The 24,222-nt window shown below is 68.8% G+C and carries 19 protein-coding genes; 12 read left to right on the top strand and 7 right to left on the bottom strand.

Annotation, left to right across the window (positions count from 1 at the left end; all coding sequences use genetic code 11):
* Positions 1-7: 7 nt before the first annotated feature.
* Positions 8-1,195 (bottom strand): FHA domain-containing protein, encoded by a 1,188-nt coding sequence (locus ACFW6D_RS14565; RefSeq protein WP_379328281.1) that lies wholly within the window; start codon positions 1,193-1,195, stop codon positions 8-10.
* Between the two features lie 180 nt (positions 1,196-1,375).
* Here ACFW6D_RS14565 and ACFW6D_RS14570 point away from each other — a divergent pair, with 180 nt between their 5' ends.
* The gene (locus ACFW6D_RS14570; RefSeq protein ID WP_379328283.1) at positions 1,376-2,443 is read left to right on the top strand and encodes a GNAT family N-acetyltransferase; all 1,068 of its coding nucleotides are present in this window, start codon (positions 1,376-1,378) and stop codon (positions 2,441-2,443) included.
* Between the two features lie 24 nt (positions 2,444-2,467).
* On the opposite strand, the gene ACFW6D_RS14575 is transcribed toward ACFW6D_RS14570, so the two are convergent.
* Positions 2,468-4,009, bottom strand: a complete 1,542-nt coding sequence (locus tag ACFW6D_RS14575) for a glycerol-3-phosphate dehydrogenase/oxidase (RefSeq protein ID WP_379328285.1) — start codon at positions 4,007-4,009, stop codon at positions 2,468-2,470.
* Positions 3,999-4,616, bottom strand: coding sequence for a TetR/AcrR family transcriptional regulator (locus ACFW6D_RS14580; RefSeq protein ID WP_379328287.1), 618 nt, complete (start codon positions 4,614-4,616; stop codon positions 3,999-4,001). The genes ACFW6D_RS14575 and ACFW6D_RS14580 overlap by 11 nt, the downstream gene beginning before the upstream one ends.
* Before the next feature lie 204 nt (positions 4,617-4,820).
* Here ACFW6D_RS14580 and ACFW6D_RS14585 point away from each other — a divergent pair, with 204 nt between their 5' ends.
* Together ACFW6D_RS14585 and ACFW6D_RS14590 are read left to right on the top strand one after the other, a co-directional pair.
* Entirely contained in the window at positions 4,821-6,461 is a 1,641-nt protein-coding gene (locus ACFW6D_RS14585) for an FAD-binding oxidoreductase (protein ID WP_379328489.1), read from the top strand.
* Between the two features lie 58 nt (positions 6,462-6,519).
* Positions 6,520-7,467: a YegS/Rv2252/BmrU family lipid kinase gene (locus ACFW6D_RS14590; RefSeq protein WP_379328289.1), complete on the top strand. Its 948-nt coding sequence runs from the start codon at positions 6,520-6,522 to the stop codon at positions 7,465-7,467.
* A 137-nt stretch (positions 7,468-7,604) separates the two neighbouring features.
* Here ACFW6D_RS14590 and ACFW6D_RS14595 read toward each other — a convergent pair whose 3' ends face one another.
* Positions 7,605-8,297, bottom strand: a complete 693-nt coding sequence (locus ACFW6D_RS14595) for an AAA family ATPase (RefSeq protein WP_379328291.1) — start codon at positions 8,295-8,297, stop codon at positions 7,605-7,607.
* A 405-nt stretch (positions 8,298-8,702) separates the two neighbouring features.
* Here ACFW6D_RS14595 and ACFW6D_RS14600 point away from each other — a divergent pair, with 405 nt between their 5' ends.
* The 9 genes from ACFW6D_RS14600 (at position 8,703) to proB (ending at position 21,167) form a co-directional block, all read left to right on the top strand.
* Entirely contained in the window at positions 8,703-11,381 is a 2,679-nt protein-coding gene (locus ACFW6D_RS14600) for a valine--tRNA ligase (protein ID WP_379328293.1), read from the top strand.
* 122 nt (positions 11,382-11,503) lie between these two features.
* Positions 11,504-12,874, top strand: a complete 1,371-nt coding sequence (locus ACFW6D_RS14605; RefSeq protein ID WP_379328491.1) for a bifunctional folylpolyglutamate synthase/dihydrofolate synthase — start codon at positions 11,504-11,506, stop codon at positions 12,872-12,874.
* 71 nt (positions 12,875-12,945) lie between these two features.
* Positions 12,946-13,341 carry a DUF4233 domain-containing protein gene (locus tag ACFW6D_RS14610; protein ID WP_379239177.1) on the top strand — a complete coding sequence of 132 codons (396 nt, stop codon included), beginning with the start codon at positions 12,946-12,948 and terminating at the stop codon, positions 13,339-13,341.
* A 95-nt stretch (positions 13,342-13,436) separates the two neighbouring features.
* Positions 13,437-13,853 (top strand): nucleoside-diphosphate kinase, encoded by a 417-nt coding sequence (ndk, locus tag ACFW6D_RS14615; protein WP_379239176.1) that lies wholly within the window; start codon positions 13,437-13,439, stop codon positions 13,851-13,853.
* A 537-nt stretch (positions 13,854-14,390) separates the two neighbouring features.
* Positions 14,391-17,513 (top strand): translation initiation factor IF-2 N-terminal domain-containing protein, encoded by a 3,123-nt coding sequence (locus tag ACFW6D_RS14620; RefSeq protein ID WP_379328295.1) that lies wholly within the window; start codon positions 14,391-14,393, stop codon positions 17,511-17,513.
* A gap of 233 nt (positions 17,514-17,746) precedes the next feature.
* A complete protein-coding gene (gene rplU / locus ACFW6D_RS14625) occupies positions 17,747-18,058 on the top strand; it encodes a 50S ribosomal protein L21 (protein ID WP_056821499.1) in 312 nt (103 codons plus the stop codon).
* A 24-nt stretch (positions 18,059-18,082) separates the two neighbouring features.
* Positions 18,083-18,349: a 50S ribosomal protein L27 gene (gene rpmA, locus ACFW6D_RS14630; RefSeq protein ID WP_056821498.1), complete on the top strand. Its 267-nt coding sequence runs from the start codon at positions 18,083-18,085 to the stop codon at positions 18,347-18,349.
* Between the two features lie 119 nt (positions 18,350-18,468).
* Positions 18,469-19,932 (top strand): GTPase ObgE, encoded by a 1,464-nt coding sequence (gene obgE, locus ACFW6D_RS14635; RefSeq protein WP_379328297.1) that lies wholly within the window; start codon positions 18,469-18,471, stop codon positions 19,930-19,932.
* A gap of 104 nt (positions 19,933-20,036) precedes the next feature.
* On the top strand, positions 20,037-21,167 hold the full coding sequence (proB, locus tag ACFW6D_RS14640) for a glutamate 5-kinase (RefSeq protein WP_379328299.1): 1,131 nt from the start codon (positions 20,037-20,039) through the stop codon (positions 21,165-21,167).
* A 490-nt stretch (positions 21,168-21,657) separates the two neighbouring features.
* On the opposite strand, the gene ACFW6D_RS14645 is transcribed toward proB, so the two are convergent.
* The 3 genes from ACFW6D_RS14645 to ACFW6D_RS14655 are packed head-to-tail and all read right to left on the bottom strand — an operon-like array spanning position 21,658 to position 24,143.
* The gene (locus ACFW6D_RS14645; protein ID WP_379328301.1) at positions 21,658-23,004 is read right to left on the bottom strand and encodes a hypothetical protein; all 1,347 of its coding nucleotides are present in this window, start codon (positions 23,002-23,004) and stop codon (positions 21,658-21,660) included.
* Entirely contained in the window at positions 23,001-23,375 is a 375-nt protein-coding gene (locus tag ACFW6D_RS14650) for a hypothetical protein (protein WP_379328303.1), read from the bottom strand. The genes ACFW6D_RS14645 and ACFW6D_RS14650 overlap by 4 nt, the downstream gene beginning before the upstream one ends.
* A gap of 36 nt (positions 23,376-23,411) precedes the next feature.
* Positions 23,412-24,143, bottom strand: coding sequence for an ESX secretion-associated protein EspG (locus ACFW6D_RS14655; RefSeq protein ID WP_379328304.1), 732 nt, complete (start codon positions 24,141-24,143; stop codon positions 23,412-23,414).
* Between the last annotated feature and the right edge of the window lie 79 nt (positions 24,144-24,222).

Below are 24,222 nucleotides of genomic sequence, written 5' to 3' on the forward strand. Positions count from 1 at the left end.
GTCTGTTTTACACGCAGTAGGTCAGCAGGAAGTCGTTGATCCGCAGGCGCCAGCCCGGTTGTAACTCGATCGGGAGGGTGCCCACGCGTGACCAGCGTTCGCTGTCGGGGGCGGCGAAGAACGTGCCGGAGGTCGCGGGGGCCTCGCGGACGAACACCTTGCCACGGTCGGGGGCGACGAAGGCATGAACCCGCGAGACGAGCCGATCGCGTTCGATCAGGATCGGCGTCGCCGCGGAGGCGCGAACCGATTCTTCCCCCGAGGGATTGCGGCCGAGGACGTACGGCCGATCCAGTGGGTAGCTCAGCCCGTCTTCGGTGACCAGGGCGCCGCGCGAACCAGCCCCCTTGCTCAATGCGACCGGTTCGGCCCGTTTGGCGGCATCGAGTGCCTGGGACCAGGCGCGGGGCGCGTTGGCGGCGGGGGAGTTGCGTGGGCCGGTACTCACCGTGACACCGTCGGAGTTGGCGACACCGGCGCTGACGCTTTCGCCGGTGTTCGGTCCGGCGCTCACCGTCTCGCTGTCGGGTCGGCCCACGTCGGGCTGGAAACCCGAGGTCGCGGGTTGCTCGGGCGCCGCGAAACCGGCGGTGGCCGGGAGCGCGTCGCTGGTGTCGGTGGGGCGCGTCGGTGGGCGAAGGGCCTGGAAACCGGTGGCCTCGGTCGGCGCGGGTTCGTCGATGGCCTCGACCCGGCGGGGCGGGGGATTGCGGCGGCGGCCCAGGTTCAGCACGAAGCCGTTGCCGGTGACGATGCCGGCGCGCAGGTCGGTGCGCGGGTTGGCGCTGGTGGGATCGGCCATCTCGGCGCCGACCGCGATCCGGCGGACCGGTTCGCGGATGATCTCGTCGACCCAGGTGAAGGCGCGGTCACCGGCGAGACGACGATTGCCCTCGGCGCCGGAGATCTCGGCGATCACCGCGCCGCGCAGCAGGATCAGCATGCCGTCGGCGGTCGGGGCGAGCACGCCGAAAGGTGGTGGGGCAGAAGCGCCGCCGAAGACCACGCCCGCCAGTCGCTGCGCGAGTGCCGCGCCGGGCGCGCTCGCCGCCGTGCTGTTGGCGACGGTTTCCACCGCGCCGAGGAGTCGATCGGTCGAGGGTGTCTCCCCGGCCAGATAGACGACGACATCGCCGAATCGAGCGACGATCCCGGTCCCCGGCACGATGGCCACGGTGGACGAATGCGCGTGCATCAACGCCTCCTAATCGGACTGGCCTTCCCCGCGGCCCCGGCCGGCCACGCCGAGCTCGCAGACCGCGACCGAGGGCCCGTCGCCAGCATAGATGCCCGGACGCTCGGGGATAAGGTTCGAAGGGGAATTTCGAACGGCGTTCGTGCCAAACGATGTTCGTTCGGCGCGTAGGATCGGCGCATGAACGCCGCACCCGTCAGCCGCAGGGCGAGACCGGCGAAAGTGCCCCTGAGCCGGGAACTCGTCATCGAGACCGGCTTGCGCACCCTCGACACCGATGGCTCGGGCGCGCTCACGATGCGCCGGGTTGCCAAGGAACTCGACACCGGGGCCGCGTCGCTGTACGTCTACGTCGCCAATCGCGACGACCTGCTGACCGGAATGCTCGATCACGTGCTGGCGCAGGTCCCGGCGGCCACCGAGGGTGATTGGCGGGCGCGGGTGACCCAGTTGGTCGAAGCCGCGATCGAGGCGCTCGCTCGGCACGACGGTCTCGCGCTCGTAGCCTTCGGGTGGTTCCCGACCACCCGACACGCCCTCGGCCTGCTCGAACAGGTGCTCGCCCTGCTGCGCGAAGGGGGCGTCGACCCGGTGACCGCCGGCTGGGCCTGCGACCTGATCTATCGCCATATCGCCGCCGAGGCTGTCGACGACGGTGGGGAGCGTGCGCGCTGGAACCTTCGGACGCTGCTCAACGGGATCGTCGCGACACCGGTGGGCGGTGGGCCGGTGCGGCTCGCGCGGGCCGAGGAGATCGCGGCGCTGCAGGAGATCGAGCGACGGGCGGGGGCGCCGTTCGCCGAGGTGGGGATGCGTGCGGTGGCCGAGGACGAGCCGCCGTCACGGGAGGTGTTGGGGGGCTTCGTTTCCGATGGCCGGGCCTGGGTGTGGCCGGACGAGAACGGCCGCCCGGTGGCGTATCTCGTTCTCGGTCTCGTCGATGGTCAGGCGCATATCGAGCAGGTCTCTGTCGATCCGGCGCATGCGGGGGCGCGGATCGGTAAGCGATTGATCGATCACGCGGTGGGGTGGGCGAAGGGCAATGGCCTGCGAGAGATCACGCTCACGACGTTCACGCAGGTACCTTGGAACGGCCCGTACTACGAACGCCTCGGATTCACCTACATCCCGCCCGCCGACGAACCTCGTGGCCTGCGGGCGATCCGTGCGGACGAGATCGCGCACGGGCTCGATGAATGGCCGCGTGCTTGCATGCGCGCGGACCTGGCTACCTGGAGAACCGGCTGATCCGCGGTTCTCCAGGCCCGTGGATCAGGCGGTGATGTTGTGCCTGGCGAAGGCGGCAACGGCTGCGGAGGTGGCGGCTTCGCGGTCGGTGGGGACCAGGCCGATACGGGTGCGACGGTCGAGGAGATCGTTGACTGTCAGGGCGGCCTCGTGGGTGATGGCGAAGTCGAATTCGGCTGCGGTGACGTCGATTCCGGGGGCGACCGGTTCGGCGAGGGTGGGGTCGGCGAGCCAGGCGGAGACGATGTGGGTCGCTTCGCTGCCGTAGCGCTCGATGAGGACCGGTGGGGCGTCGATGCGGTCGCGGGCGGCACCGGCGACGGCGCCGACGAGGGGGAGACGGGTGGTGCGGCAGGGAGTGGCTGCGAGGGCTGCCTGGGTGACTGCCGCGTCGACGGCGTCCTCGGCCATTTGCCGGTAGGTGGTGAGCTTGCCGCCGACGACGGTGATCAGGCCGTTGGGGGCGGTGAGGACGGCGTGTTCGCGGGAGATGTCGGCGGTGCTGTCGTCGGCGGTTTTGAGCAGGGGGCGCAGACCGGCGAAGGTGCCGCGGATGTCGTTGCGGGTCAAGGGTTCCCGCAGGGCGGTGTTGATGGTCTCGAGGAGGAAGTCGATCTCGGACTCGGTCGGCTGGGGTTCGTCGGGGATCGGGCCCGGGGCGTCCTCGTCGGTGAGGCCGAGGTAGACGCGGCCGTGGGCGGCGGGCATGGCGAAGACGAAGCGGCTGATGCTGCCCGGGACCGGAACCGTCAGTGCCGCACTGAGTCCCCCGAAAGCCGCGGCGTCGAAGACGAGGTGGGTGCCGCGACTGGGGCGCAGTTCGATGCTGTGATCGACCTCGCCCGCCCACACGCCGGTGGCGTTCACCACCGCGCGCGCCCGCACCTGCAGAGTTTCGCCGGAAAGTGTGTCGCGCAGCTGGACCGAATCACCGGTCGCGGCAACGGCTTCCATGCGGGTGAGCACCGTCGCGCCAACGGCTGCCGCTGTGCGAGCCAACGCGACGACCAATCGCGCGTCGTCGACGAGCTGTCCGTCCCATGCCTGCAACCCGCCGCGCAGCCCTTCGCGTCGCACGGTCGGTGCCAACCGCAGCGCCTCGGCGGCGGCCACCCGGCGTGAACGCGGCAAGGTGTCGACGGAGGTGTGCGCCGCGATCCGCAGCGCGTCACCGGCGGCGAAACCCGCACGGATCAGCGAAGTCTGGATCGGCTTGATGCCCGGCAGCAGCGGTACGAGCTGGGGGAGCGGGCGCACCAGATGCGGGGCGGTGGTGCGCAACAGGATGCCGCGCTCGACCGCGCTCTCGTGCGCGATCCCGACCCGACCGCTGGCCAGATACCGCAGACCGCCGTGCACCAGCTTCGAACTCCAGCGGCTGGTGCCGAACGCGAAGTCGTTGCGCTCCACCAGGATTGTGCGCAGGCCGCGTGCGGCGGCGTCGAGGGCGACGCCGGTTCCGGTCACGCCGCCGCCGATCACCACCAGGTCGACCTCGGGACGGTCGCCGAGGGTACTCAGGTCGGCGGAGCGCCGGGCGGCGTTGAGCGAGGCATCAGGAGACATCGGGTTCCTTGTCGGGTAGCGGGAGTAGATAACCCTCGATAGCCCTGGACAATTCGGCGTCGAACTCCGCACCGGCCAGCAGTTCCGCCACCGTGCCCGCCGACTGCACCGCCGACTGGGTGATGAGCAGCAGCATGGTGCCCATGTGCTCCGCATCGCCGGACCGGATGGACCCGTCTTTGTGGCCGCGCCGGATGATGGTCGCGAACAGCTCGATCAGCGTGCGCTGATTGCGGCCCAACCGGCCGAACACATAGGTGAGCATCAGGTCGGTGTCGGTGCGGAAGATCTTCGCGAACACCGCGTTCGACCGAATCGCCGCCGCGCCCGACACGATGCCGAGGACCAGCCGATCCCGGCCGAGACCGGTGTCGGGCATGGTCTCGGCGACGATCGTGCGCAGTTCACGGACCAGCAGTTCGGCGATCAGCGACCCGGTGTCGGGCCAACGGCGGTAGACCGTCGGCCTGCTCACGCCCGCGCGCCGCGCCACCTCGGTGAGAGTGGTTCGGCGAACACCGAAATCGACGACGCAGGCCCGCGTGGCATCGAGAATCGCCACGTCGGTGGGCGAAAGCTGGTCAGCGTGGGTCGCGAGGTCGATCATCGTGCTTCACCGCCGGTGTGTTCGGAAGGCGCCGGAGCGGGCGCCCTGGTCGAGTTGGAACCGCCCAAGGGTATCGAGCGGACCAGCAGGGTTGCGGTCGCGAATGGCCGGTGGTGACATCCGACAGCGGTGCGGATGTCGACTCTGGGACATATCGTTGGTTACTGCTTGACATTATATGTCAGTATGTAATGCATGGTCGAGATGCAAGACGAACTCTCCGGATCCGCCACTGTGTCATCGAACATGGCTACGGTGGCGCCGAACATGGTGTGGGACGCCTGGGGCGTCGCCGCCGGTCACCAGCCGCTGTCGGCGCAGATCCGTGGCCTGCTCGGACAGGTCTTCGGGATCTCGGGCGAGCCGGTCGCGCGCCGCGCCGCCGACGAGGTACCGCTCGTCCCCACCGCACTCACCGCCGCCGACCGGAGCGGTCTGGCCGCGATCGTCGGTGACGAACATCTCACGACTGCCGACCTCGACCGGCTCCGGCACGCGGGCGGCAAGAGCACCCCCGACCTGTTGCGCCGCCGCGCGAGCGAACCGCAGAACGCCCCCGACGCGGTCGTCTTCCCGGCCGATCACGCGCAGGTCCTCGCGCTGCTGACCTATTGTGCCGAACACGCCGTCGCCGTGGTCCCGTTCGGTGGCGGAACCAGCGTGGTCGGCGGCGTCGATCCGGTGCGCGGGCAGTTCGCCACCGTGATCGCGCTCGACCTGCGCAGGCTCGACACCCTCACCGAGGTCGATCCGGCCAGCGGCACCGCCACCCTCGGCGCCGGACTCACCGGCCCGCAGGCCGAGGAGTTGCTCGGCGCGCACGGGCTCTCGCTCGGGCATTTCCCGCAGAGTTTCGAATTCGCCAGTATCGGCGGGTTCGCTGCGACCAGGTCGTCGGGGCAGGCGTCGGCGGGCTACGGCCGGTTCGACGACATGGTCGAACGCCTGGTGATCGCCACCCCGCAGGGGACCCTCGACCTCGGCCGCGCTCCCGCGTCCGCGGCCGGGCCCGACCTGCGTGAGCTGTTCGTCGGATCCGAAGGCGCGCTCGGCATCATCACCTCGGTCACCCTGCGGGTGCATCCCGTGCCGGAAACCGTTGGCTACCAAGCCTGGTCGTTTCCCGACTTCGCCACCGGCGCGGCCGCACTGCGCGCCGTGGTGCAGGCCGGTGCCGCGCCGACGGTGATGCGGTTGTCCGACGAGGCCGAGACGGGTTTGAACCTGGCCCGCTCCGCCGATGTCGGCGGCAACCCGGTGTCGGGCTGCCTGGCCGTCACCACTTTCGAAGGCACCAAGGACCATGTCGCGGCGCGATCGGCCGAGGCGAGCGCGCTGCTGGCAGCCGCTGGTGGCACCGCACTCGGCGAGGCGCCCGCCCAGCAGTGGGAGCACGGCCGGTTCGCCGCGCCTTACCTGCGCGACGCGCTCCTGGACGTCGGTGTGCTGTGCGAGACCCTCGAAACCGCCACCAGCTGGGCGAATCTGACCAACCTCAAGGTGAAGGTCACCGGCGCGCTGATGGACGCGCTCGGCGCGCAGGGCACGCCCGCGCTGGTCATGTGCCACATCTCGCACACCTACCCGACCGGGGCCTCGCTGTATTTCACCGTCGTCGCCAAGCAGCTCGACGATCCGATCGCGCAGTGGCGCATCGCCAAATCCGCGGCGAGCGACGCGATGGTCGCGGCGGGCGGCACCATCACCCACCACCACGCCGTCGGCGCCGACCACCGCCCGTGGATGCGCGCGGAGATCGGTGACCTGGGCGTTCGGGTATTGCGCGCGGTGAAACGCGAACTCGACCCCACCGGGGTGCTCAATCCTGGAAAGCTGGTCCCGTGAAGCAGTTTCGGCGGGCGAATCAGAGGTCGACGGAGCTGAGCATCGGCGAGGTGGAGTCGTGAGCGAACATGCGGTGCGGCGCGTCGTCGTGGTCACCAACCCGCATTCGGGGTCGGGCCGTGGTGACGGTGTCGCCGAGACGGTGCTGGCTCAGCTCGCGGCTCGCGATGTCGAGGTCGTCCAGGTGCGGGCGCCCAGCGCGGACGAGTCGGTGGCCCAGGTCAGGACGCTCGTCGCGGGCGAGGACCGGCCCGACGCGGTGATCTGCGTCGGCGGCGACGGGCTGATGAACGTATTGCTTGCCGCCGTCGCGCACAGCGGGGTGCCACTCGGGCTGGTGCCCGCGGGCACGGGCAACGACCTGGCGCGCGAGCTCTCGATTCCGACCGACGACCCGCGCGCCGCCGTCGACATCCTGCTCGCAGGCCGAACACGCACCATCGATCTGGGGCGGATCGAATCGCCCGATGCCACCCCCACCTGGTTCGCGACCGTGGTCGGAACCGGGTTCGACGCACGAGTCACCTTGCGCGCCAACAAGATGCGCTATCCGCGCGGACCCCTGCGCTACACCGCGGCCGCCGTTGTCGAGTTGATGCGCGGCTACACCCTGCCGTTCCGGATCGAGATGTCGGGCCTGGCGCCCGGTGTGCTCGACAACCCGCCCGACTCGCACGTGGTGATCCTCACCGACGCGGTGATGGCGCCGATCGGCAACACCCGCACCTACGGCGGCGGGATGCTGGTGTGTCCCGATGCGCTCGCCGACGACGGGTATCTCGACATCACGGTGGTCGGCGCGGTGTCGCGGCTGGAGATGGCGCGGCTGCTGCCCGCGTTGTCGTCGGGCAAGCGGATCGACCACCCCTCGACGAAACGGTATCGGGCGCGGCGGATCACGGTCAGCGCCGAGGGCGGGTACGCGACGGCCGATGGTGAGCCTGCCGGGATGCTGCCGGTGACAGTGCAGGCGATGCCGGGGGCGCTGACGGTTCTGGTGCCATAAGCCTGGGTGCGGCGGTGACGGCGGCTGGGTGGACCCGACCGGCGTCGGTATCCGGGTGAGTCGGCGTCGACGGCTGGTGCCTCGACATCGCGCACGGCATGGCCGTCTGGACGGGGTAGTTGGTGTGGCGTGGTCGATCAGGGCGCGTCGAAAGCGATGCGCGACACGGCATGCAATGTCTGTCGGTCGATGATCACCACCGATGTCGACGACAGCGGGTGTGCGTCCGGTGTGTGGGTGGCGTCGCGGGCTCCGAGGGAATCCATCATCGCCTCCCAGCGACGGCAATGGCCGGTGAAGGCGAGCCCGTTGACGCTGCGGCCCCGGCTGATCTGACCGCGTCTGGCCTCGTCGGCGGGCACGTCGATGAGCACCATGTGCAGTTCGCGGCGGCTCTGCGCGGCCCAGCGGGTGATCAGGCGTCGGCTCCAGCGGAAGGTCGCGCAGTCGTGGATCGCGACCGGTCCGTCGCTGTCGTGGAGGGCGTCGCGGATCGCGCGATAGTGCGCGAGGTGGACCAGTGGGCGCCACAGGGCGTACGGGGCCCAGCCGAGGCGGTGGCGCAGACGATTGCGGGTGTGGTTCGAGTCGAGTACCAGGGCGCCGGAGTCGGTGCGCACCGGTTGTTCGGCGTCGGGGCCCGCGCCGAAGAAGCGGTGGAGCGCGGTGGACTTTCCCGCGCCGGGGACACCGGCGAAGACCAGGACGGTGGTGCTCGGGTAGCGCAGTTCTTCGACCTCGCTCGCGCGTAGGTCCACCAGGGCGACGGGGATGATGACCCGCGGTACCGAGGGCGGAACGGGTGCGGAGGATTCGAGCGGGGGCGTCACCCTGTCCAGGGTCCGGTAATTCGGACAAAACGGCAATCGGGGGTTTCCCGGAGATTCGCGTTCGAGGCTTGGGAGACAAGGGTTTCCGCGTGTCGTCGTGGCGCGTCACATGGCCTCGCTGACCAGCGCAATCCGAAGCTGAGAATTCCATATGGATTCTGCTGGGTGCGGTGGATCGCCGGTAGTATCGGTGTCGTAGACGGAGTCTTCGGTGTCCCTCATCCACCGAAGAGTCCGTCTCCTTTTTTTGCAGCGCCGGGGCGCTCGAGTTCGCGGCCACATATGTCCCGCCGCGAACCGCCGCTGCGCGGTGGACCCTCCTAGAGGTCGGGTCGTGCGTGGTTGCGTTTCATGTCTGCGGCGGGCGGGGAAAAACATGTCGCCGCCTCCCCTTAGGATTGGCACGTGACCGCCACACCCGGAGACAACTCGCGTAATCGTGCCGATGCCCTGCCCAAGAGCTGGAACCCCAGCGAGGTAGAGGCCGACCTGTACGAGGGCTGGGTAAACGCCGGGTACTTCGCCGCCGACGCGTCCTCGGACAAGCCGCCGTACTCGATCGTGCTGCCGCCGCCGAACGTCACCGGCACCCTGCACATGGGCCACGCGCTCGACCACACGATCATGGACCTGCTCACCCGCCGCAAGCGGATGCAGGGCTACGAGGTGCTGTGGCTGCCGGGCATGGACCACGCGGGTATCGCCACCCAGACCGTGGTGGAGAAGCAGCTGGCCGCCGACGGCAAGACCAAGGAAGAGTTCGGCCGCGAGCTGTTCATCGACAAGGTGTGGGACTGGAAGCGCGAGTCCGGCGGCCAGATCCAGGGGCAGATGCGTCGCCTCGGTGACGGCGTCGACTGGGCCCGCGACCGTTTCACCATGGACGACGGTCTGTCGCGCGCGGTGCAGACGATCTTCAAGCGGCTCTACGACACGGGGCTGATCTACCGGGCCGAGCGCCTGGTGAACTGGTCGCCGGTGCTGCAGACCGGAATCTCGGATCTCGAGGTGGACCACAAGGAGGTCGACGGCGAGCTCGTGAGCATGCGGTTCGGCTCGCTCGACGACGACGAACCACACGTGATCGTGGCCACCACCCGGGTGGAGACGATGCTCGGCGATACCGCCGTCGCGGTCCACCCCGACGACGAGCGCTACAAGGCGCTGATCGGCACCACGCTCTATCACCCGATCACCGGCCGTCAGATCCCGATCGTCGCCGACGACTACGTCGACCCCGAATTCGGTTCCGGCGCAGTGAAAATCACCCCCGCGCACGACCCCAACGACTTCGAACTCGGTCTGCGCCACGGCCTGCCGATGCCGACGATCATGGACAAGGCCGGTCGGATCGCCGACAGCGGTACCGAATTCGACGGCATGGACCGCTTCGAAGCCCGCGTGAAGATCCGCGAACGTCTCGAGGCCGAAGGCCGCATCGTCGGACGCAAGTTCCCCTACAAGCACCAGGTCGGTCACTCGGAGCGCTCCGGTGAACCGATCGAGCCGCGCCTGTCGATGCAGTGGTGGGTCAAGGTCGACACCCTGGCCAAGGCCGCCGGTGACGCCGTGCGCCAAGGCGACGTGAAGATCCACCCGGCCAGCCAGGAACCGCGCTGGTTCGACTGGGTCGACAACATGCACGACTGGTGCATCTCGCGTCAGCTGTGGTGGGGCCACCGCATCCCGATCTGGTACGGCCCCGAAGGTGAGATCGTGTGCCTTGGCCCCGGCGAGGAAGCGCCCGAGGGCTGGGTGCAGGACCCGGACGTGCTCGACACCTGGTTCTCCTCGGGTCTGTGGCCGTTCTCCACGATGGGCTGGCCCGACTCGACCCCCGAGCTGTCGAAGTTCTATCCGACCAGCGTGCTCGTCACCGGTTACGACATCCTGTTCTTCTGGGTGGCCCGGATGATGATGTTCGGCATGTCCGTCAGCGACGATCCGGTGCTCACGGCCGGTAAGGGCGGACAGAAGCAGGTTCCGTTCGAAGACGTGTTCCTGCACGGTCTGATCCGCGACCAGCACGGCAAGAAGATGTCGAAGTCGCGCGGCAACGGCATCGACCCGCTGGACTGGATCAACTCCTACGGCGCCGACGCGCTGCGCTTCACCCTGGCCCGCGGTGCCCAGCCAGGCGGCGACCTCTCCGTCGGCGACGCGCACGCGCTGGCCTCGCGCAGCTTCGTCACCAAGCTGTTCAACGCCACCAAGTTCGCGCTGATGAACGGCGCGCGCACGGGCGAACTGCCCCCGCGTGACACCCTCACCGACGCCGACCGGTGGATCATCGACCGGCTCGACGAGGTCCGCGCCGAAGTCGACACCGCCTTCGACGCCTACGAATTCGGCAAGGCCTGCGAGGCGCTCTACCACTTCGCGTGGGACGAACTCTGCGACTGGTACCTGGAACTGTCCAAGGTTCAGTTCGCCGAATCCGACGCCCGCGCCGACAGCACCGCGGTGGTGCTCGGCAGCGTGCTCGATGCGGTGCTTCGCCTGCTGCACCCGGTGATCCCGTTCGTCACCGAAACCCTGTGGAAGGCGCTCACCGGCGGTGAATCGCTGGTGATCGCCGCGTGGCCGCAGGCAAGTGGCATCGCCACCGACGAACTCGCCGCCCAGCGCGTGGCCGACACGCAGCGGTTGATCACCGAGATCCGCCGGTTCCGCGGCGACCAGGGTCTGGCCGACAAGCAGAAGGTGAAGGCCACCCTCGTCGGCATCGACGAGGCCGGGCTCAGCGGGTTCGCCGACTCGGTCGCCAACCTGGCCCGGCTCACCGAACCGGGCGAGGACTTCGCCACCACCGCCGAGGTGGAGGTGCGCCTGTCCGGCGGCACCGTCACCGTGCAGCTCGACACCTCCGGCGCGATCGACCTCGATGCCGAGCGTCGCCGGTTGGAGAAAGATCTCGCGGCCGCGCAGAAGGACCTCGACACCACCACGGCCAAGCTCGGCAACGAGGCCTTCCTGGCCAAGGCGCCGCAGCCGGTCGTCGACAAGATCACCGCGCGTCGTGATGTGGCCACGGCCGAAGTGACCCGCATCGGCGCTCGCCTGGCGGAGCTGAGCGCCAAATGAGCGACCTGGGCCCCTTCGACATCGACCCCGAGGACATCGAGCCCGACAGCGGTGACTTCGGCGGCACCGGCTATGAGGAGGCTCGACCCGACACCGGACCCTCGCCGGTCGACCTCGCCGAAATGGCGTTGGTAGAAGCCGAACTCGACAAGCGCTGGCCCGAAACCAAGATCGAGCCCTCGCTCACCAGGATCTCCACCCTGATGGACCTGCTCGGCAACCCGCAGAACAACTACCCGGCCATCCACGTCGCGGGCACCAACGGCAAGACCTCGGTGACCAGGATGATCGACGCCCTGCTCACCGCGCTGCACCGGCGCACCGGCCGGATCACCAGCCCGCACCTGCAGCTGGCGACCGAGCGGATCAGCATCGACAACCGGCCGATCAGCCCGGCCGACTACGTGGCGACCTACCACGAACTCGCCCACTATATCGGCATGATCGACCAGCGCTCCGCCGAAAACGGCGGGCCCGCGATGAGCAAGTTCGAGGTGCTCACCGGCATGGCCTACGCGGCGTTCGCCGAGGCGCCGGTCGACGTGGCCGTGGTCGAAACCGGCATGGGCGGCACCTGGGACGCCACCAATGTGATCCAGGCGCAGGTCGCGGTGATCACCCCGATCGGTCTCGACCACACCGACTACCTCGGCCCCGACCTCGAGTCGATCGCCAAGGAGAAGGCCGGGATCATCAAGCGTGCCCCCGAGGCACTGATCCCGACCGACACCGTCGCGGTGATCGCCGAGCAGGAGCCCGAGGTGATGGACGTGCTGCTGCGCCGGGCCGTCGCCGAGGACGCCGCGGTGGCCCGTGAGGGCGCGGAGTTCCGGCTGCTGGAACGCGCCGTCGCCGTCGGCGGACAGTTGCTGACGCTGCAGGGGCTCGGCGGGGTCTACGACGAGATCTTCCTGCCGCTGCACGGTGAGCACCAGGCCCGCAATGCCTCGCTCGCCTTGGCCGCGGTGGAGGCGTTCTTCGGTGCGGGCGCGGAACGTCAGCTCGATATCGACGCTGTGCGAACCGGTTTCGCGAGTGTGGCCAGCCCGGGGCGGATGGAACGGATGCGTAACGCGCCCACCATCTTCGTCGACGCCGCCCACAATCCGGCGGGTGCGCAGGCACTGGCCAAGACGCTCACCGGCGAGTTCGACTTCCGCAAGCTGGTCGGGGTGGTTGCGGTGCTCGCCGACAAGGACGCGGCCGGGATTCTCGACGCGCTCGAACCGGTCTTCGACGAAATCGTCGTCACCAGCAACGGTTCCCCGCGGGCCATGGATGTGGACGCACTGGCCGACCTGGCCGTGCAGCGGTTCGGCGACGAACGCGTGATCACCGCCGAGACGTTGCCCGACGCGCTGGAGTCGGCGATCGCGCTGGCCGAGCAGGCCGGTGACGAGGGCGATGTGATCTCGGGTGCGGGCGTGATCGTCACCGGATCGGTCGTCACCGCCGGTGCGGCGCGCGCACTGTTCGGAAAGGGTCCGGCGTGAGCGGTCAGCGACCGGAGGAGGAAGCGGAGCGTGACCACGGAGGTCGCCCGAGCACGCCGAATGGACACAGCATGAGTGAAGTGCCTCCTCCTGCGACCGATCCCTGGAAGGGGTTGCGCGGTGTCATGGCGGGGACCTTGGTCCTCGAGGCGATCGTGGTGCTGCTGGCGCTGCCGGTGGTCGCCGACGTCGGCGGCGGGGTCACGTGGTTCTCGGGGACCTACCTCGTGGTGCTCTCGCTGCTGATGATCTTGGGCGCGGGCGTGCAGCGGAAGTCGTGGGCGATCCCGTTCAACCTCGGTCTGCAGGTGCTGTTGCTGGCAGGCGCGTTGATCCACCTGTCGATCGGCGTGATCGCGGTGGTGTTCATCGCGGTGTGGGCATTCATCCTCCTCCTACGCGCAGATGTCCAGCGTCGGATGGATGCCGGTCTGCTCCCCAGCCAGCGAATGGGTACGAAGTCCTGACGGTTGCCGGGTACGCAGGCTTCAGCGAATGTGCGCGAGGCCTGCGCTCGAGGGCCCGATCGGCGTGCTGACACGGCCGACGCTAGGGTTACCCCGTGACTGAGCAGACGTTGGTACTCATCAAGCCGGACGGTGTCTCCCGGGGCCTCACCGGCGAGATCCTCGCGCGGATCGAGCGCAAGGGCCTCACCTTCCAGGCCCTCGAACTGAAGAACGTGTCCCCGGAGCTCGCGGCCGAGCACTACGCCGAACACGCCGAGCGGCCCTTCTTCGGCTCGCTCATCGAATTCATCACCTCCGGCCCGGTCGTCGCGGCCGTGCTCGAGGGCCCGCGCGCGATCGCGGCGTTCCGTCAGCTCGCCGGTGGCACCGACCCGGTGGAGAAGGCCGTGCCCGGCACCATCCGTGGCGACTTCGGCCTGGAGACCCAGTTCAACCTGGTCCACGGCTCCGACTCGCCCGAGTCCGCCAAGCGCGAGATCGCCCTCTGGTTCCCCGAATTTCCCGCCTGATCCGTCGCGGTCAGCAAGTAGGTAGAAGGTAGTAGGACACCCGGTCAGGCGGTATCGAACTCCGCTCGACCGGGTCGCCCTCGCTCGCTGGATCCGCCGGGTGAAACGGCGGCCGTGAGCGGGGCACAGTTCGCGTGAGTTGCGCCGATGGCGATCCCCGCGCGAACCGTATGGGATACTGATGACGGATGTGTTCGACGCCGACCTGTCGCGCAGGTACGCGACGCGGCGGCGAACATGACCGGATGACACCGCGGTTGATGCCGATCATCGCTGCCACGCACGGACACCCTGTTGCTGGGGTCGCCCGCACAGGCATGCTGGATGAGCGCTCGAAAGCGCGGTGCCACGCCGTACAGCCAGGCGCCGCGTGACCGGTTGGCCCGCCAGATGATCGATCGAGGTGCGACCGGACACGCGGGGCGAGACCAGATGACCCTCGTACCATCGGGTACGAGGTGCACGGACGATGCCCCCGCGTCGGCCGCGTCACTCCCGTACCGGGGAAGGACGCGCCCGGGGGCCCGAGGAGACTTCGTGGCCGAAAAAGAGCCGCTGGACACAACACAACAGGATGCCGATCAATTGCCGGAGCGAATTCGAGTTCATGCACTGGCCAAACGGTTGGGAGTGACCAGCAAACGCATCCTGGCCAAACTGGCCGAGCTGGGCGCCGAGGCGCGCAGTGTGCAATCGAATGTCGATCGCGCCGTCGCCGAGACGGTGCGCGACGCGATCGCCGCCGCTGACGCCGAACCCGGCGAACCTTCAGCACCCGCCCCCACTACGCGCGCGAAGAAGCGCGCCACCCCCGTCGCCGAGCAGCCGGCCGACACCACCGCATCGCTTTTCTCCGCACCCCACGTCGCGGGCACCAACGAGGTGTTCGCCGCGATGCGCGAGGACGCGCACACCGACCTGTTCACCCACCGCCCCTCGGACGCCCCCGTGCAGGCCGAGCCGGTGACCTTCGAGGCACCCGCCTCGGTGGGCATGCCGCTGTTCGTGGCGCCGGACGCCACCGCCGCCGAGGAGACCCGTAAGCGCCGTCGCGCCGAGCGGACCCCCAAGCGCGAAGAGCCCGTCGAGGCGCCGGTCGAGGAGATCGAGGCCGAGGTCGAGGTCGCCGAGGAATCGGCCGCCGACGCCGCCGATGACGACAACGACGCCGACGGCCAGCCCCGTCGCCGCCGCCGTGGCCGTCGTGGCCGTGGTCGCGGTCGTGGCGAGCAGTCCGCCGACGGCGAGGACAACGAGTCCGAAGACGACGAGTCCGACGAGGCCGAGCAGCAGGCCGAGCCGGTCGCCGCCGAGGCGGAGCAGGCCGACGACAGCGATTCCGACACCGACGACGAGGACGGCACCTCCGATGGCGCGAGCCGTCGTCGCCGTCGTCGTCGCCGTCGCAAGGTGGGCGGCGAGTCCGCCGATGCCGAGACCGCGACCGAAGACGATCCGCCGAACACCGTCGTGCACGAGCGCGAGCCCCGCAACAAGCGGCGCGAGCGTTCGAGCTCGAACAACAACCCCGACGAAGTGCAGGGCATCTCCGGCTCCACCCGCCTGGAGGCCAAGCGTCAGCGTCGCCGGGACGGTCGGGAGGCCGGGCGTCGTCGTCCGCCGATCCTGACCGAGTCGGAGTTCCTGGCTCGCCGCGAGGCGGTCGACCGGGTGATGGTCGTGCGCGAGAAGGCGTTCGATCCGGCCGAGCACGCGCCGGGTCACCAGACCACCACTCAGGTGGCGGTCCTGGAGGACAACATCCTGGTCGAGCACTTCGTGACCAGTTCCGGTCAGGCGTCGATGGTGGGCAATGTCTACCTCGGCAAGGTGCAGAACGTGCTGCCCAGCATGGAAGCCGCGTTCATCGACATCGGCCGCGGCCGCAACGGCGTGCTCTACGCCGGTGAGGTGAACTGGGAGGCCGCCGGTCTCGGTGGTCGTGAGCGCAAGATCGAACAGGCGCTCAAGCCCGGCGATCAGGTGCTGGTGCAGGTGTCCAAGGACCCGGTGGGTCACAAGGGCGCCCGTTTGACCACCCAGATCTCCCTCGCGGGTCGCTTCCTGGTGTACGTGCCGGGTGGGACCTCGACCGGGATCAGCCGCAAGCTGCCCGACACCGAGCGCAAGCGGCTCAAGGAGATCCTGCGCGACATCGTTCCGTCCGATGCCGGCGTGATCATCCGGACCGCGTCCGAGGGTGTCAGCGAGCCCGAACTGGCTCGCGACGTCGAACGGTTGCAGGCCGCCTGGCGCACCATCGAAGAGGCCGCCGCCAAGGAGACCAACGCACCCAAGGCCCTCTACGAAGAGCCCGACATGCTGGTCAAGGTCATCCGCGACCTGTTCAACGAGGACTTCGCCAAGCTGGTCATCGAAGGTGACCGCGCGTGGAGCACCGTCGAGAACTACGTGCGCACCGTCGCCCCCGACCTGCTGGTGCGGGTCGACCGGCACGAGAACAACGGTGTCGACGTGTTCGACGCCTACCGCATCGACGAACAGCTCGCCAAGGCCCTCGATCGCAAGGTGTGGTTGCCCTCGGGCGGCACCCTGGTGATCGACCGCACCGAGGCGATGACCGTCGTCGACGTCAACACCGGCAAGTTCACCGGCTCGGGTTCGTCGAACCTCGAGGAGACCGTCACCAAGAACAACTTGGAAGCGGCCGAGGAGATCGTGCGCCAGATGCGGCTGCGCGATATCGGCGGCATGATCGTCGTCGACTTCATCGACATGGTCCTCGAATCCAACCGTGACCTGGTGCTGCGTCGTCTCACCGAGGCGCTCGGGCGCGACCGCACCCGCCACCAGGTGTCGGAAGTCACCTCGCTGGGCCTGGTCCAGATGACCCGCAAGAAGCTGGGCACCGGGCTGGTCGAGGCGTTCTCCACCACCTGTGAGCACTGCCACGGTCGCGGCATCCTCGTGCACTCCTACCCGGTGGATTCCGGGTCGGGTGTGGAGGAACCGCGTTCGAAGGAGAGCGGTTCGCGTCGTCGTCGCGGCAAGGATCGCGACAAGCCCGCCGTCGCCGCACCGGCGACCAACGGCACCGCGCCGGCCGCCGAGCATCCCGAAGAGGAGATCGCGGTCAAGCGGGCCCACCCGGTGGTGCTGGCGATGGCCGGTCATCACGAGGACGACGAGCAGCCCACCGAGGTCGTCGAGGAGACGCCCGCCGAGCCGACCAGGTCGCGCTCACGGTCGCGTTCGCGCCGGTCGGGACGTGGTTCCGCGGCCGCGAACACCGAGCCGAACACCGAGGGTCCGCTCACCGGGGTCATCTCCGGCGAGGCAGAGCCCGAGGTCGAGGAGGAAGCGGTGATCGCGGCTCCGGCCGAAACCGCCGCTGTCGTCGAAGCCCCGGTTGTCGAGACTCAGGTCGTCGAAACGCCGGTCGTCGAGACCTCGCAGCCCGAACCGGCTCCGGTCGCCGCCGAACCCGCAGCGCGGGCGCCCCGTAGGCGTCGCGTAGCGCGTTCCACGGCGGCACCCGCACCGGACAGCACGGGAGCCGTGTTCGTCCTGTCGGCCAACGATCAGCCGCCCGCGGCGGCCGTCGTGGACTTCGCCGCCGAACCCGTCGTCGTCCCGGAACGTAAGCCGCGCCGTCGCGCGGTGGGTCGTCCCGCCGGCGCGCCTGCGGATTCGCAGTAGCTCGATGCTTGCCCCCGATTCGGCCCTTGACCGGCCGAATTGGGGGAGGGCATACCGCTCTGGTAACCTAGGTCGGTCGCTGCCCAGTGATTGAGCATCTGGCCGAACAGGCCGGGTGCGTACCGCAGGCAGCAAACGTTCTTCCCCCGCTCTGCGGGGATGAGCCCAGAAATACACGTCGCAGCTGCGGCGTGGACATGTGCAGCACCAATGTGAGTGGAGGAAGCCGACCGATGGCAGCGTACGCAATCGTCAAGACCGGCGGAAAGCAGTACAAGGTCGCGGTCGGTGACCTGGTGAAGGTCGAGAAGATCGAGGGTCCCGTCGGCACCGCCGTGGCGCTGACCCCGGTTCTCGTCGTCGACGGCGCCGATCTGACCACCGACGCCGACAAGCTGGCCAAGATCTCCGTGGCCGCTGAGGTCATCGACCAGACCAAGGGCCCGAAGATCCGGATCCACAAGTTCAAGAACAAGACCGGCTACCACAAGCGCCAGGGTCACCGTCAGCCGCTGACGGTCATCAAGGTCACCGGCATCAAGTAAGAATTTTCCCGAGGAGACGAAGCAATGGCACATAAGAAGGGCGCATCCAGCTCCCGGAACGGCCGCGATTCGAACGCCCAGCGCCTCGGCGTGAAGCGTTTCGGTGGCCAGAAGGTCAGCGCGGGCGAGATCCTGGTCCGTCAGCGTGGAACCCACTTCCACCCGGGCGTGAACGTCGGCCGTGGTGGCGACGACACGCTGTTCGCCCTCGAGGCGGGCGCGGTCGAGTTCGGCACCAAGCGTGGCCGCAAGACCGTGAACATCGTTGTACCGGAGCCGGTCCAGGCCTGACCGCCTGGAGCGTCAGCTCCCCACGGACACCAGAGCGGGTCAGGGTTTCCCTGACCCGCTCTGTCGTGTTCGCCCACCCTTACCGCAATCGACAAGTCAGAAGGAGGAGGATCAACCTCATGTCCAAATTCATCGACCGCGTCGTGCTGCATGTCAGTGCCGGTAGAGGTGGACACGGTTGCGCCTCGGTGCATCGTGAGAAGTTCAAGCCGCTCGGTGGCCCCGACGGTGGCAACGGCGGCAGTGGCGGCGATGTGATCCTCGAGGTCGACGCCAACGTCCACACGCTGCTCGATTTCCACTTCCACCCCAACGCCAAGGCGGGCAACGGCAAGCCGGGCGAGGGCAGCAACCGCGAGGGCAAGAACGGCGCCGATCTGGTGCTGCAGGTTCCCGACGGCACCGTCGTCGTCGATGACGACGGCAAGGTGGTCTGCGACCTCGTCGGCGCGGGCAACCGGTTCATCATCGCCCGTGGCGGCCGTGGTGGCCTCGGCAACGCCTCGCTGGCGTCCAAGGCCCGCAAGGCGCCCGGTTTCGCGCTGCTCGGTGAAGAGGGCGACGTGGTCGATGTCGTCCTCGAGCTGAAGTCGGTCGCCGACGTCGGGCTGGTCGGGTTCCCGTCCGCGGGCAAGTCGTCGCTGGTCTCGGTGCTGTCCGCGGCCAAGCCGAAGATCGCCGACTACCCGTTCACTACGCTGGTCCCGAACCTGGGCGTCGTGCTGTCGGGCGATACGACCTTCACCATCGCTGACGTTCCCGGCCTGATCCCCGGCGCCAGCGAAGGCCGTGGCCTCGGCCTCGACTTCCTGCGCCACATCGAACGCTGCGCGGTGCTCGCCCACGTCGTCGACTGCGCGACCCTGGAACCCGGCCGCGACCCGGTCTCCGACGTCGACGCGCTCGAAGCCGAGCTCGCCGCCTACAAGCCCGCGCTGTCGGGTGACGCCAGCCTCGGTGACCTGGCCGACCGCCCGCGCGTGGTCATCCTCAACAAGACCGACGTGCCCGACGCGGCCGAGCTGGCCGAGATGGTGTCGGCAGAGTTCGCCGAACGTGGCTGGCCGGTGTTCGAGATCTCCGCGGTGAGCCGGGCGGGCCTGCGCCCGTTGACCTTCGCGCTGGCCGACATGGTCCGTCAGTATCGCGAGGATCATCCCAAGGCCGCGCCCAAGCGCCCCATCATCCGCCCGATCGCGACCGACGAGACCGGTTTCAGTGTCATCGCCGATCCGGAGGAGGCGGGCGGTTTCATCGTGCGTGGTACTCGCCCCGAGCGCTGGATCAAGCAGACCGACTTCAACAACGACGAGGCCGTCGGCTACCTGGCCGACCGGTTGGCTCGCCTCGGTGTCGAAGCCGAGCTGGTCAAGCAGGGTGCGCAGCCGGGTTGTCCGGTGACCATCGCGGGCGTCACCTTCGAATGGGAGCCGATGATCTCGGCGGGTGTCGACATGCAGCCGACCGGCCGCGGTACCGACCTGCGGCTCGAGACCAACGACCGCATCGGTGCGGCCGAGCGCAAGCTCGCCTCGCAAGCGCGGCGTGGACTGCTCGACGAAAACGGCGAACGCAAAGAGTGAGGTGTGTCGCGCCCGGCGAAATTCGCTGTCGGGCGCGGCTGTTGGATCGGCATACTGCGAGAGTTCTGAGTTGACTCGGTGATCGTGGTGCAGGGAGTTGAACGATGCAGGTGGGTTCGGAGCTGGGTCATTCAGAGCTGAGTCAGGGACGCGCGGCGATCGTGTCGGCGCGGACCGTTGTGGTGAAGATCGGCTCGTCGGCATTGACCAGCCTCGAAGGGGGCCTCGACACCGCGCGGCTGGATCTGCTCGCCGACGCGGTCGAGGCTCGGATGCGCGCCGGTTCGGATGTGGTGGTCGTGTCGTCGGGTGCGATCGGCGCGGGACTCGCACCGCTCGGGCTGTCGAAGCGGCCCAAGGACCTGGCGACCAAGCAGGCCGCGGCCAGCGTCGGACAGCTGGCTCTCGCGCACGCCTGGGGCACCTCGTTCGCTCGCTACGACCGCACCGTCGGTCAGATCCTGCTCTCCGCAGACGATTTCGCCCGCCGCGAGCATCACCGCAACGCTCAGCGCACGCTCGATCGGTTGCGTTCGCTCGGCGCGGTGGCGGTGGTGAACGAGAACGATACGGTCGCCACCGAGGAGATCCGGTTCGGCGACAACGACCGGCTTGCCGCGCTGGTGGCGCATCTGGTGGGGGCCGATGCGTTGATTCTGCTGTCGGATGTGGCGGGGCTCTACGACGGTGATCCGCGTAAGGGTGCCGCCAATTTCATTCCCGAGGTGCGGGGGAGTGCGGATCTGGATGGTGTTATCGCCGGTAGTGGGGGTGCGCTTGGGACCGGGGGGATGGCGTCCAAGCTGTCTGCCGCGCGGCTTGCCGCCGATGCGGGGATTCCCGTGCTTTTGGCCTCGGCTGCCGATGCGTCGGCTGCTCTGACCGACGGGACTGTGGGTACGGCCTTCGCCGCTCGGCCGATTCGGTTGTCCGGGCGGAAGTTCTGGGTTCGGCATGCTGCTGATGCTCGGGGGGCGGTTGTGCTCGATGCGGGGGCGGTTAGTGCGGTCGCCGAACGTCATTCGCTGCTGGCCGCGGGCATCACCGCCATCCGTGGACGCTTCTTCGGCGGTGACGTGGTGGATCTCATCAGTCCCGACGGGGAGGTCGTCGCGCGTGGCGTCATCGAATACGACAGTGCTGAGCTTACGACGATGCTCGGGCGTTCTACCACCGAGCTTCCTGACACGATGCAGCGTCCGGTGATTCATGCGGACGATCTGGTCAAGGTTTGAGCTGAGGGTTTGGTAGTTCGGGGCGGGTGTGTGGTCTGCTGCCGGGGGTGCAGAGTTTGCCGGGGTTTGGGTTGTTGTGAGGTGGGTTGGGTGGGAGGGCTTTGGGGTTTGGGTTGTTGTGAGGTGGGTTGGGGTGGCAGAGCTTCGGGGTTTGGGTTGTCCCTGAGGTTTGACGCTGTGTTTATTGGAGCGCTGGCGCGCTCGAGTCGCGGCCCCAAGGGGCCGCCGGTTAGCGCTCGAGACTCGCGCCTGCGGCGCATGCGCTTCGAGCGCTAACCGGCGACCCGGCCGCGACCGGCCACTGCGTGGCCGTCCCTCCCTAGGGGTCGGGAGTGCGGTGGGTGGGTTTTGGGGGTTGTGGAAGACGGGGACAGCCTGGGGTGCGCGGTGGGGTTGGTGCGGGGACAGCCTGGGGTGCGCGGTGGGGTTGGGGTCTCTGGTGTGCTGTGGAGGCGGATCGGTGGTGATGATCTGCGGGGGCGGGGCTGTGCTAGCGCTGTTGCGGCACTACGCCTGGTTGGTCGGTGTCGGCTGGAGGGGCCTTTGGGGTTGCGGGTTGGGAGGGGGGTACTTCGGTGCCGGGGACGGGGCCGGTGACGCCGGGTTGGCCGCCGGGGTCGGACATGTCGGGCATGCCGGGTAGTGGAAGTGGTTGGGGGGCTTGGCGGCCCGGAGGGGCGGGGGAGGCCGGTTGCTCTGAGGTCGGTGCGGGAGCTTCCGTCGGCTGTGGTGACTCCACGGTCGGTGGCTTCGGGGGTAGTGGATTCGAATCCTGCTGTGTTGGTGGCTGCGCGGGTGGTGCGGTGGGCGTCTCGATGGGTGTGCTCGGCGGAGTCGTTGGTGCCTGGCTCTGCGGAGCGGGCGCCTCAGTCGACGGTGCCGGCGCTTCGGTGGACGGCGCGGGCGCTTGGGTGGTGGGCGCAGGTGGTTCAGTGGACGGGGCGGGCGCTTCGGTAGTGGGAGCAGGCGCTTCGGTAGTGGGAGCTGGCGCTTCGACGGGCGGTGCGGGGGCTTCGGAAGTCGGCGCGGGTGGCTCGGTGGTGGGCGCGGGGGTTTGCGATGTCGGAGGCTGTGGCGTCGGGCTCTGATCCTGGGGCGCGGGGCTTTCCGTTGGGGCGGGGGACTGGGGTGTGGGGGTTTCGCCTGGCGTCACAGTGGCGCCGGGTGACGGGGTATTGCCTGGTGTCGGGACGGATTCCGGGTTCTGGGGCGATTGTGTCGAATTGCCTTGTGGCGCGGACGGACTCGGGGTCGACCCATTGCTCTGCGGGGCGGAACCTCTTCGATCCGACGGCGATTCCGGCTCACCAGGTGCGATAGGCAACGCTGGAACATCTGTTCCGGCAAGCGAATACGCGGGCTTGTAGATCATGTTCATCGCCAGCACCGCTTCCTGGCGCAAAGCTTCGGCCGCCATCTGCGCGTCGATCACCTGTGCGCTTTCCAGGAGGCGGGCGATCGCGCCGATCGGCCCTGATCCGCCCGGCGCGACAACGGCCAGCTTCACGGCTTCGGCGGCCGCGGCGACACCACCGAGGCGGGCGCCGACGTCGGCCATCACCGTGGCGAGTTCGTCGATGGATTCGGCGAAGCTGCGGGTGCTGGCGGCGGCGGCGTCGGCGGCGACGCCGGTCCAGCCGGTTTCGTTGATCACCCGGTCGGCGCCGGATTTGGTCAGCGGCATCGAGGTGGTGAGGGTGGTGGCGGTTTCCAGCCAGGTCATCGACGCGCCGAGGATGGCACCGGCGTCGATCTGCTGGGTGCGCGCGTAGATCTGTTCGTGGGGCATGGACTCGAAATGTTCCATCGCGCTGATGTAGGTGGGGTCGGTGCTCATCCGCGCACCCGCGTATCGACGGCGCGCAGGGCGGCGGCCGCGGCGGCGTCGGCTTCCTCGTAGAGGCCCGCGCTGAGCAGGAACGCCTCTTTCATCCGGTAGGCCGCCTCGATGTAGCGGTCGAGCAGTTCGGCGGCGTCGCGTGCCTTGTGCGCGAAGCCTGCCTGTAACTGCTGGGCGGAGACGAATCCGCCGAATCCCGTTGCCTCGGCGGCGTTCTCGAGTCCCTGACGTAACAGGGCGAGGTGCTCGGCCTGCTGTTCGTAGAGGTCGGCGCACTGGCGCGCGGCTTCGGGGTCGAATGTCAGTGTCCCCGCCGCGGCGGCGCTGCGGAACCGGGAGATCTCGGCTCTGCTGCTCTCGATCGTCATCGCGTCTCCCCTCCAGATGATGCGGTGGAGTCCAGGTTAGCCGGACCTTCTGCTGTGCGAACTGTGCGCGGGCACCAACCTTCGCTGCAACTGTGCGGCAAGTTGACCAGTCGACGCGGGCACCACGTGCACGGTTTCACCCGCTCTCAGCAGGTAGCGGCCGTCATTGGCCACGTCGATCCAGCTGTAGTGCACCGGCGGGTTCGGTGTCGCGCGGTCGAGCCCGGTTTCGATCCGGATGTGGCCCTCGGCGGTGTGTGGCCTGCGCAAGAGCCGTTGGATCCGCGGCACCGCCGGGTGGGTGGCGAGCACGGTTTCCTCGTCGCGCACCGCCTCGGTCGCGGCCTCGCGTGCGGGTTCGCGTCCGGGCGGGGTATCGGGCAGACAGGCGGCGACACGAGCGCCGATGCCCGCGCTGTGCCCGATCGAAACACGCACGCTGCCACCGTAATCGGGCCGGTTGCTCGGCTCCTGCACCAGCAGCACGGCGTGGTCGTACACCGCGCAGGCGAGCAGCCGGATCTCGCTGCCGGGAGTATGGGCGCCACCGACGAGTACCACCCGCGCGTGCGGTTCGGCGAGGATCCGCAGGCACGCGGCCAGGTCGGGGTCGCCCCCGGGTAGTCGGTCGTCCAGGCCCGCGCGCAATCGGATCGCGTCGTGCTCGGTGCTCGGCGACTCGAGCAGGCGCAGCGGAAACGGCATGCGATCGCGACCGGATTCCCGCCAGACGTGCGCGAATTCGTCAGCGGTGAAGGTCCATCCCATTGCCGATCCCATCCTTACCGAACTCAGGACGGGGACAGCCTAACCCGCTATGTCTGATTCCGGCGCGGTGATCGGCAGT

The sequence above is a fragment of the Nocardia sp. NPDC058705 genome (assembly GCF_042749305.1).
Lineage (GTDB): Bacteria > Actinomycetota > Actinomycetes > Mycobacteriales > Mycobacteriaceae > Nocardia.

Excerpts from the sequence above, each read along its gene's own strand:
- ACFW6D_RS14570 (WP_379328283.1), top strand. The coding sequence starts at position 1,376 with ATGAACGCCGCACCCGTCAGCCGCAGGGCGAGACCGGCGAAAGTGCCC.
- rpmA (WP_056821498.1), top strand. The coding sequence starts at position 18,083 with ATGGCACATAAGAAGGGCGCATCCAGCTCCCGGAACGGCCGCGATTCG.
- ACFW6D_RS14610 (WP_379239177.1), top strand. The coding sequence starts at position 12,946 with ATGAGTGAAGTGCCTCCTCCTGCGACCGATCCCTGGAAGGGGTTGCGC.
- ACFW6D_RS14650 (WP_379328303.1), bottom strand. The coding sequence starts at position 23,375 with ATGACGATCGAGAGCAGCAGAGCCGAGATCTCCCGGTTCCGCAGCGCC.
- obgE (WP_379328297.1), top strand. The coding sequence starts at position 18,469 with ATGTCCAAATTCATCGACCGCGTCGTGCTGCATGTCAGTGCCGGTAGA.
- ACFW6D_RS14565 (WP_379328281.1), bottom strand. The coding sequence starts at position 1,195 with ATGCACGCGCATTCGTCCACCGTGGCCATCGTGCCGGGGACCGGGATC.
- ACFW6D_RS14655 (WP_379328304.1), bottom strand. The coding sequence starts at position 24,143 with ATGGGATGGACCTTCACCGCTGACGAATTCGCGCACGTCTGGCGGGAA.
- proB (WP_379328299.1), top strand. The coding sequence starts at position 20,037 with ATGCAGGTGGGTTCGGAGCTGGGTCATTCAGAGCTGAGTCAGGGACGC.
- ACFW6D_RS14575 (WP_379328285.1), bottom strand. The coding sequence starts at position 4,009 with ATGTCTCCTGATGCCTCGCTCAACGCCGCCCGGCGCTCCGCCGACCTG.
- ACFW6D_RS14605 (WP_379328491.1), top strand. The coding sequence starts at position 11,504 with ATGGCGTTGGTAGAAGCCGAACTCGACAAGCGCTGGCCCGAAACCAAG.
- ACFW6D_RS14645 (WP_379328301.1), bottom strand. The coding sequence starts at position 23,004 with ATGAGCACCGACCCCACCTACATCAGCGCGATGGAACATTTCGAGTCC.
- ACFW6D_RS14580 (WP_379328287.1), bottom strand. The coding sequence starts at position 4,616 with ATGATCGACCTCGCGACCCACGCTGACCAGCTTTCGCCCACCGACGTG.
- ACFW6D_RS14585 (WP_379328489.1), top strand. The coding sequence starts at position 4,821 with ATGCAAGACGAACTCTCCGGATCCGCCACTGTGTCATCGAACATGGCT.
- rplU (WP_056821499.1), top strand. The coding sequence starts at position 17,747 with ATGGCAGCGTACGCAATCGTCAAGACCGGCGGAAAGCAGTACAAGGTC.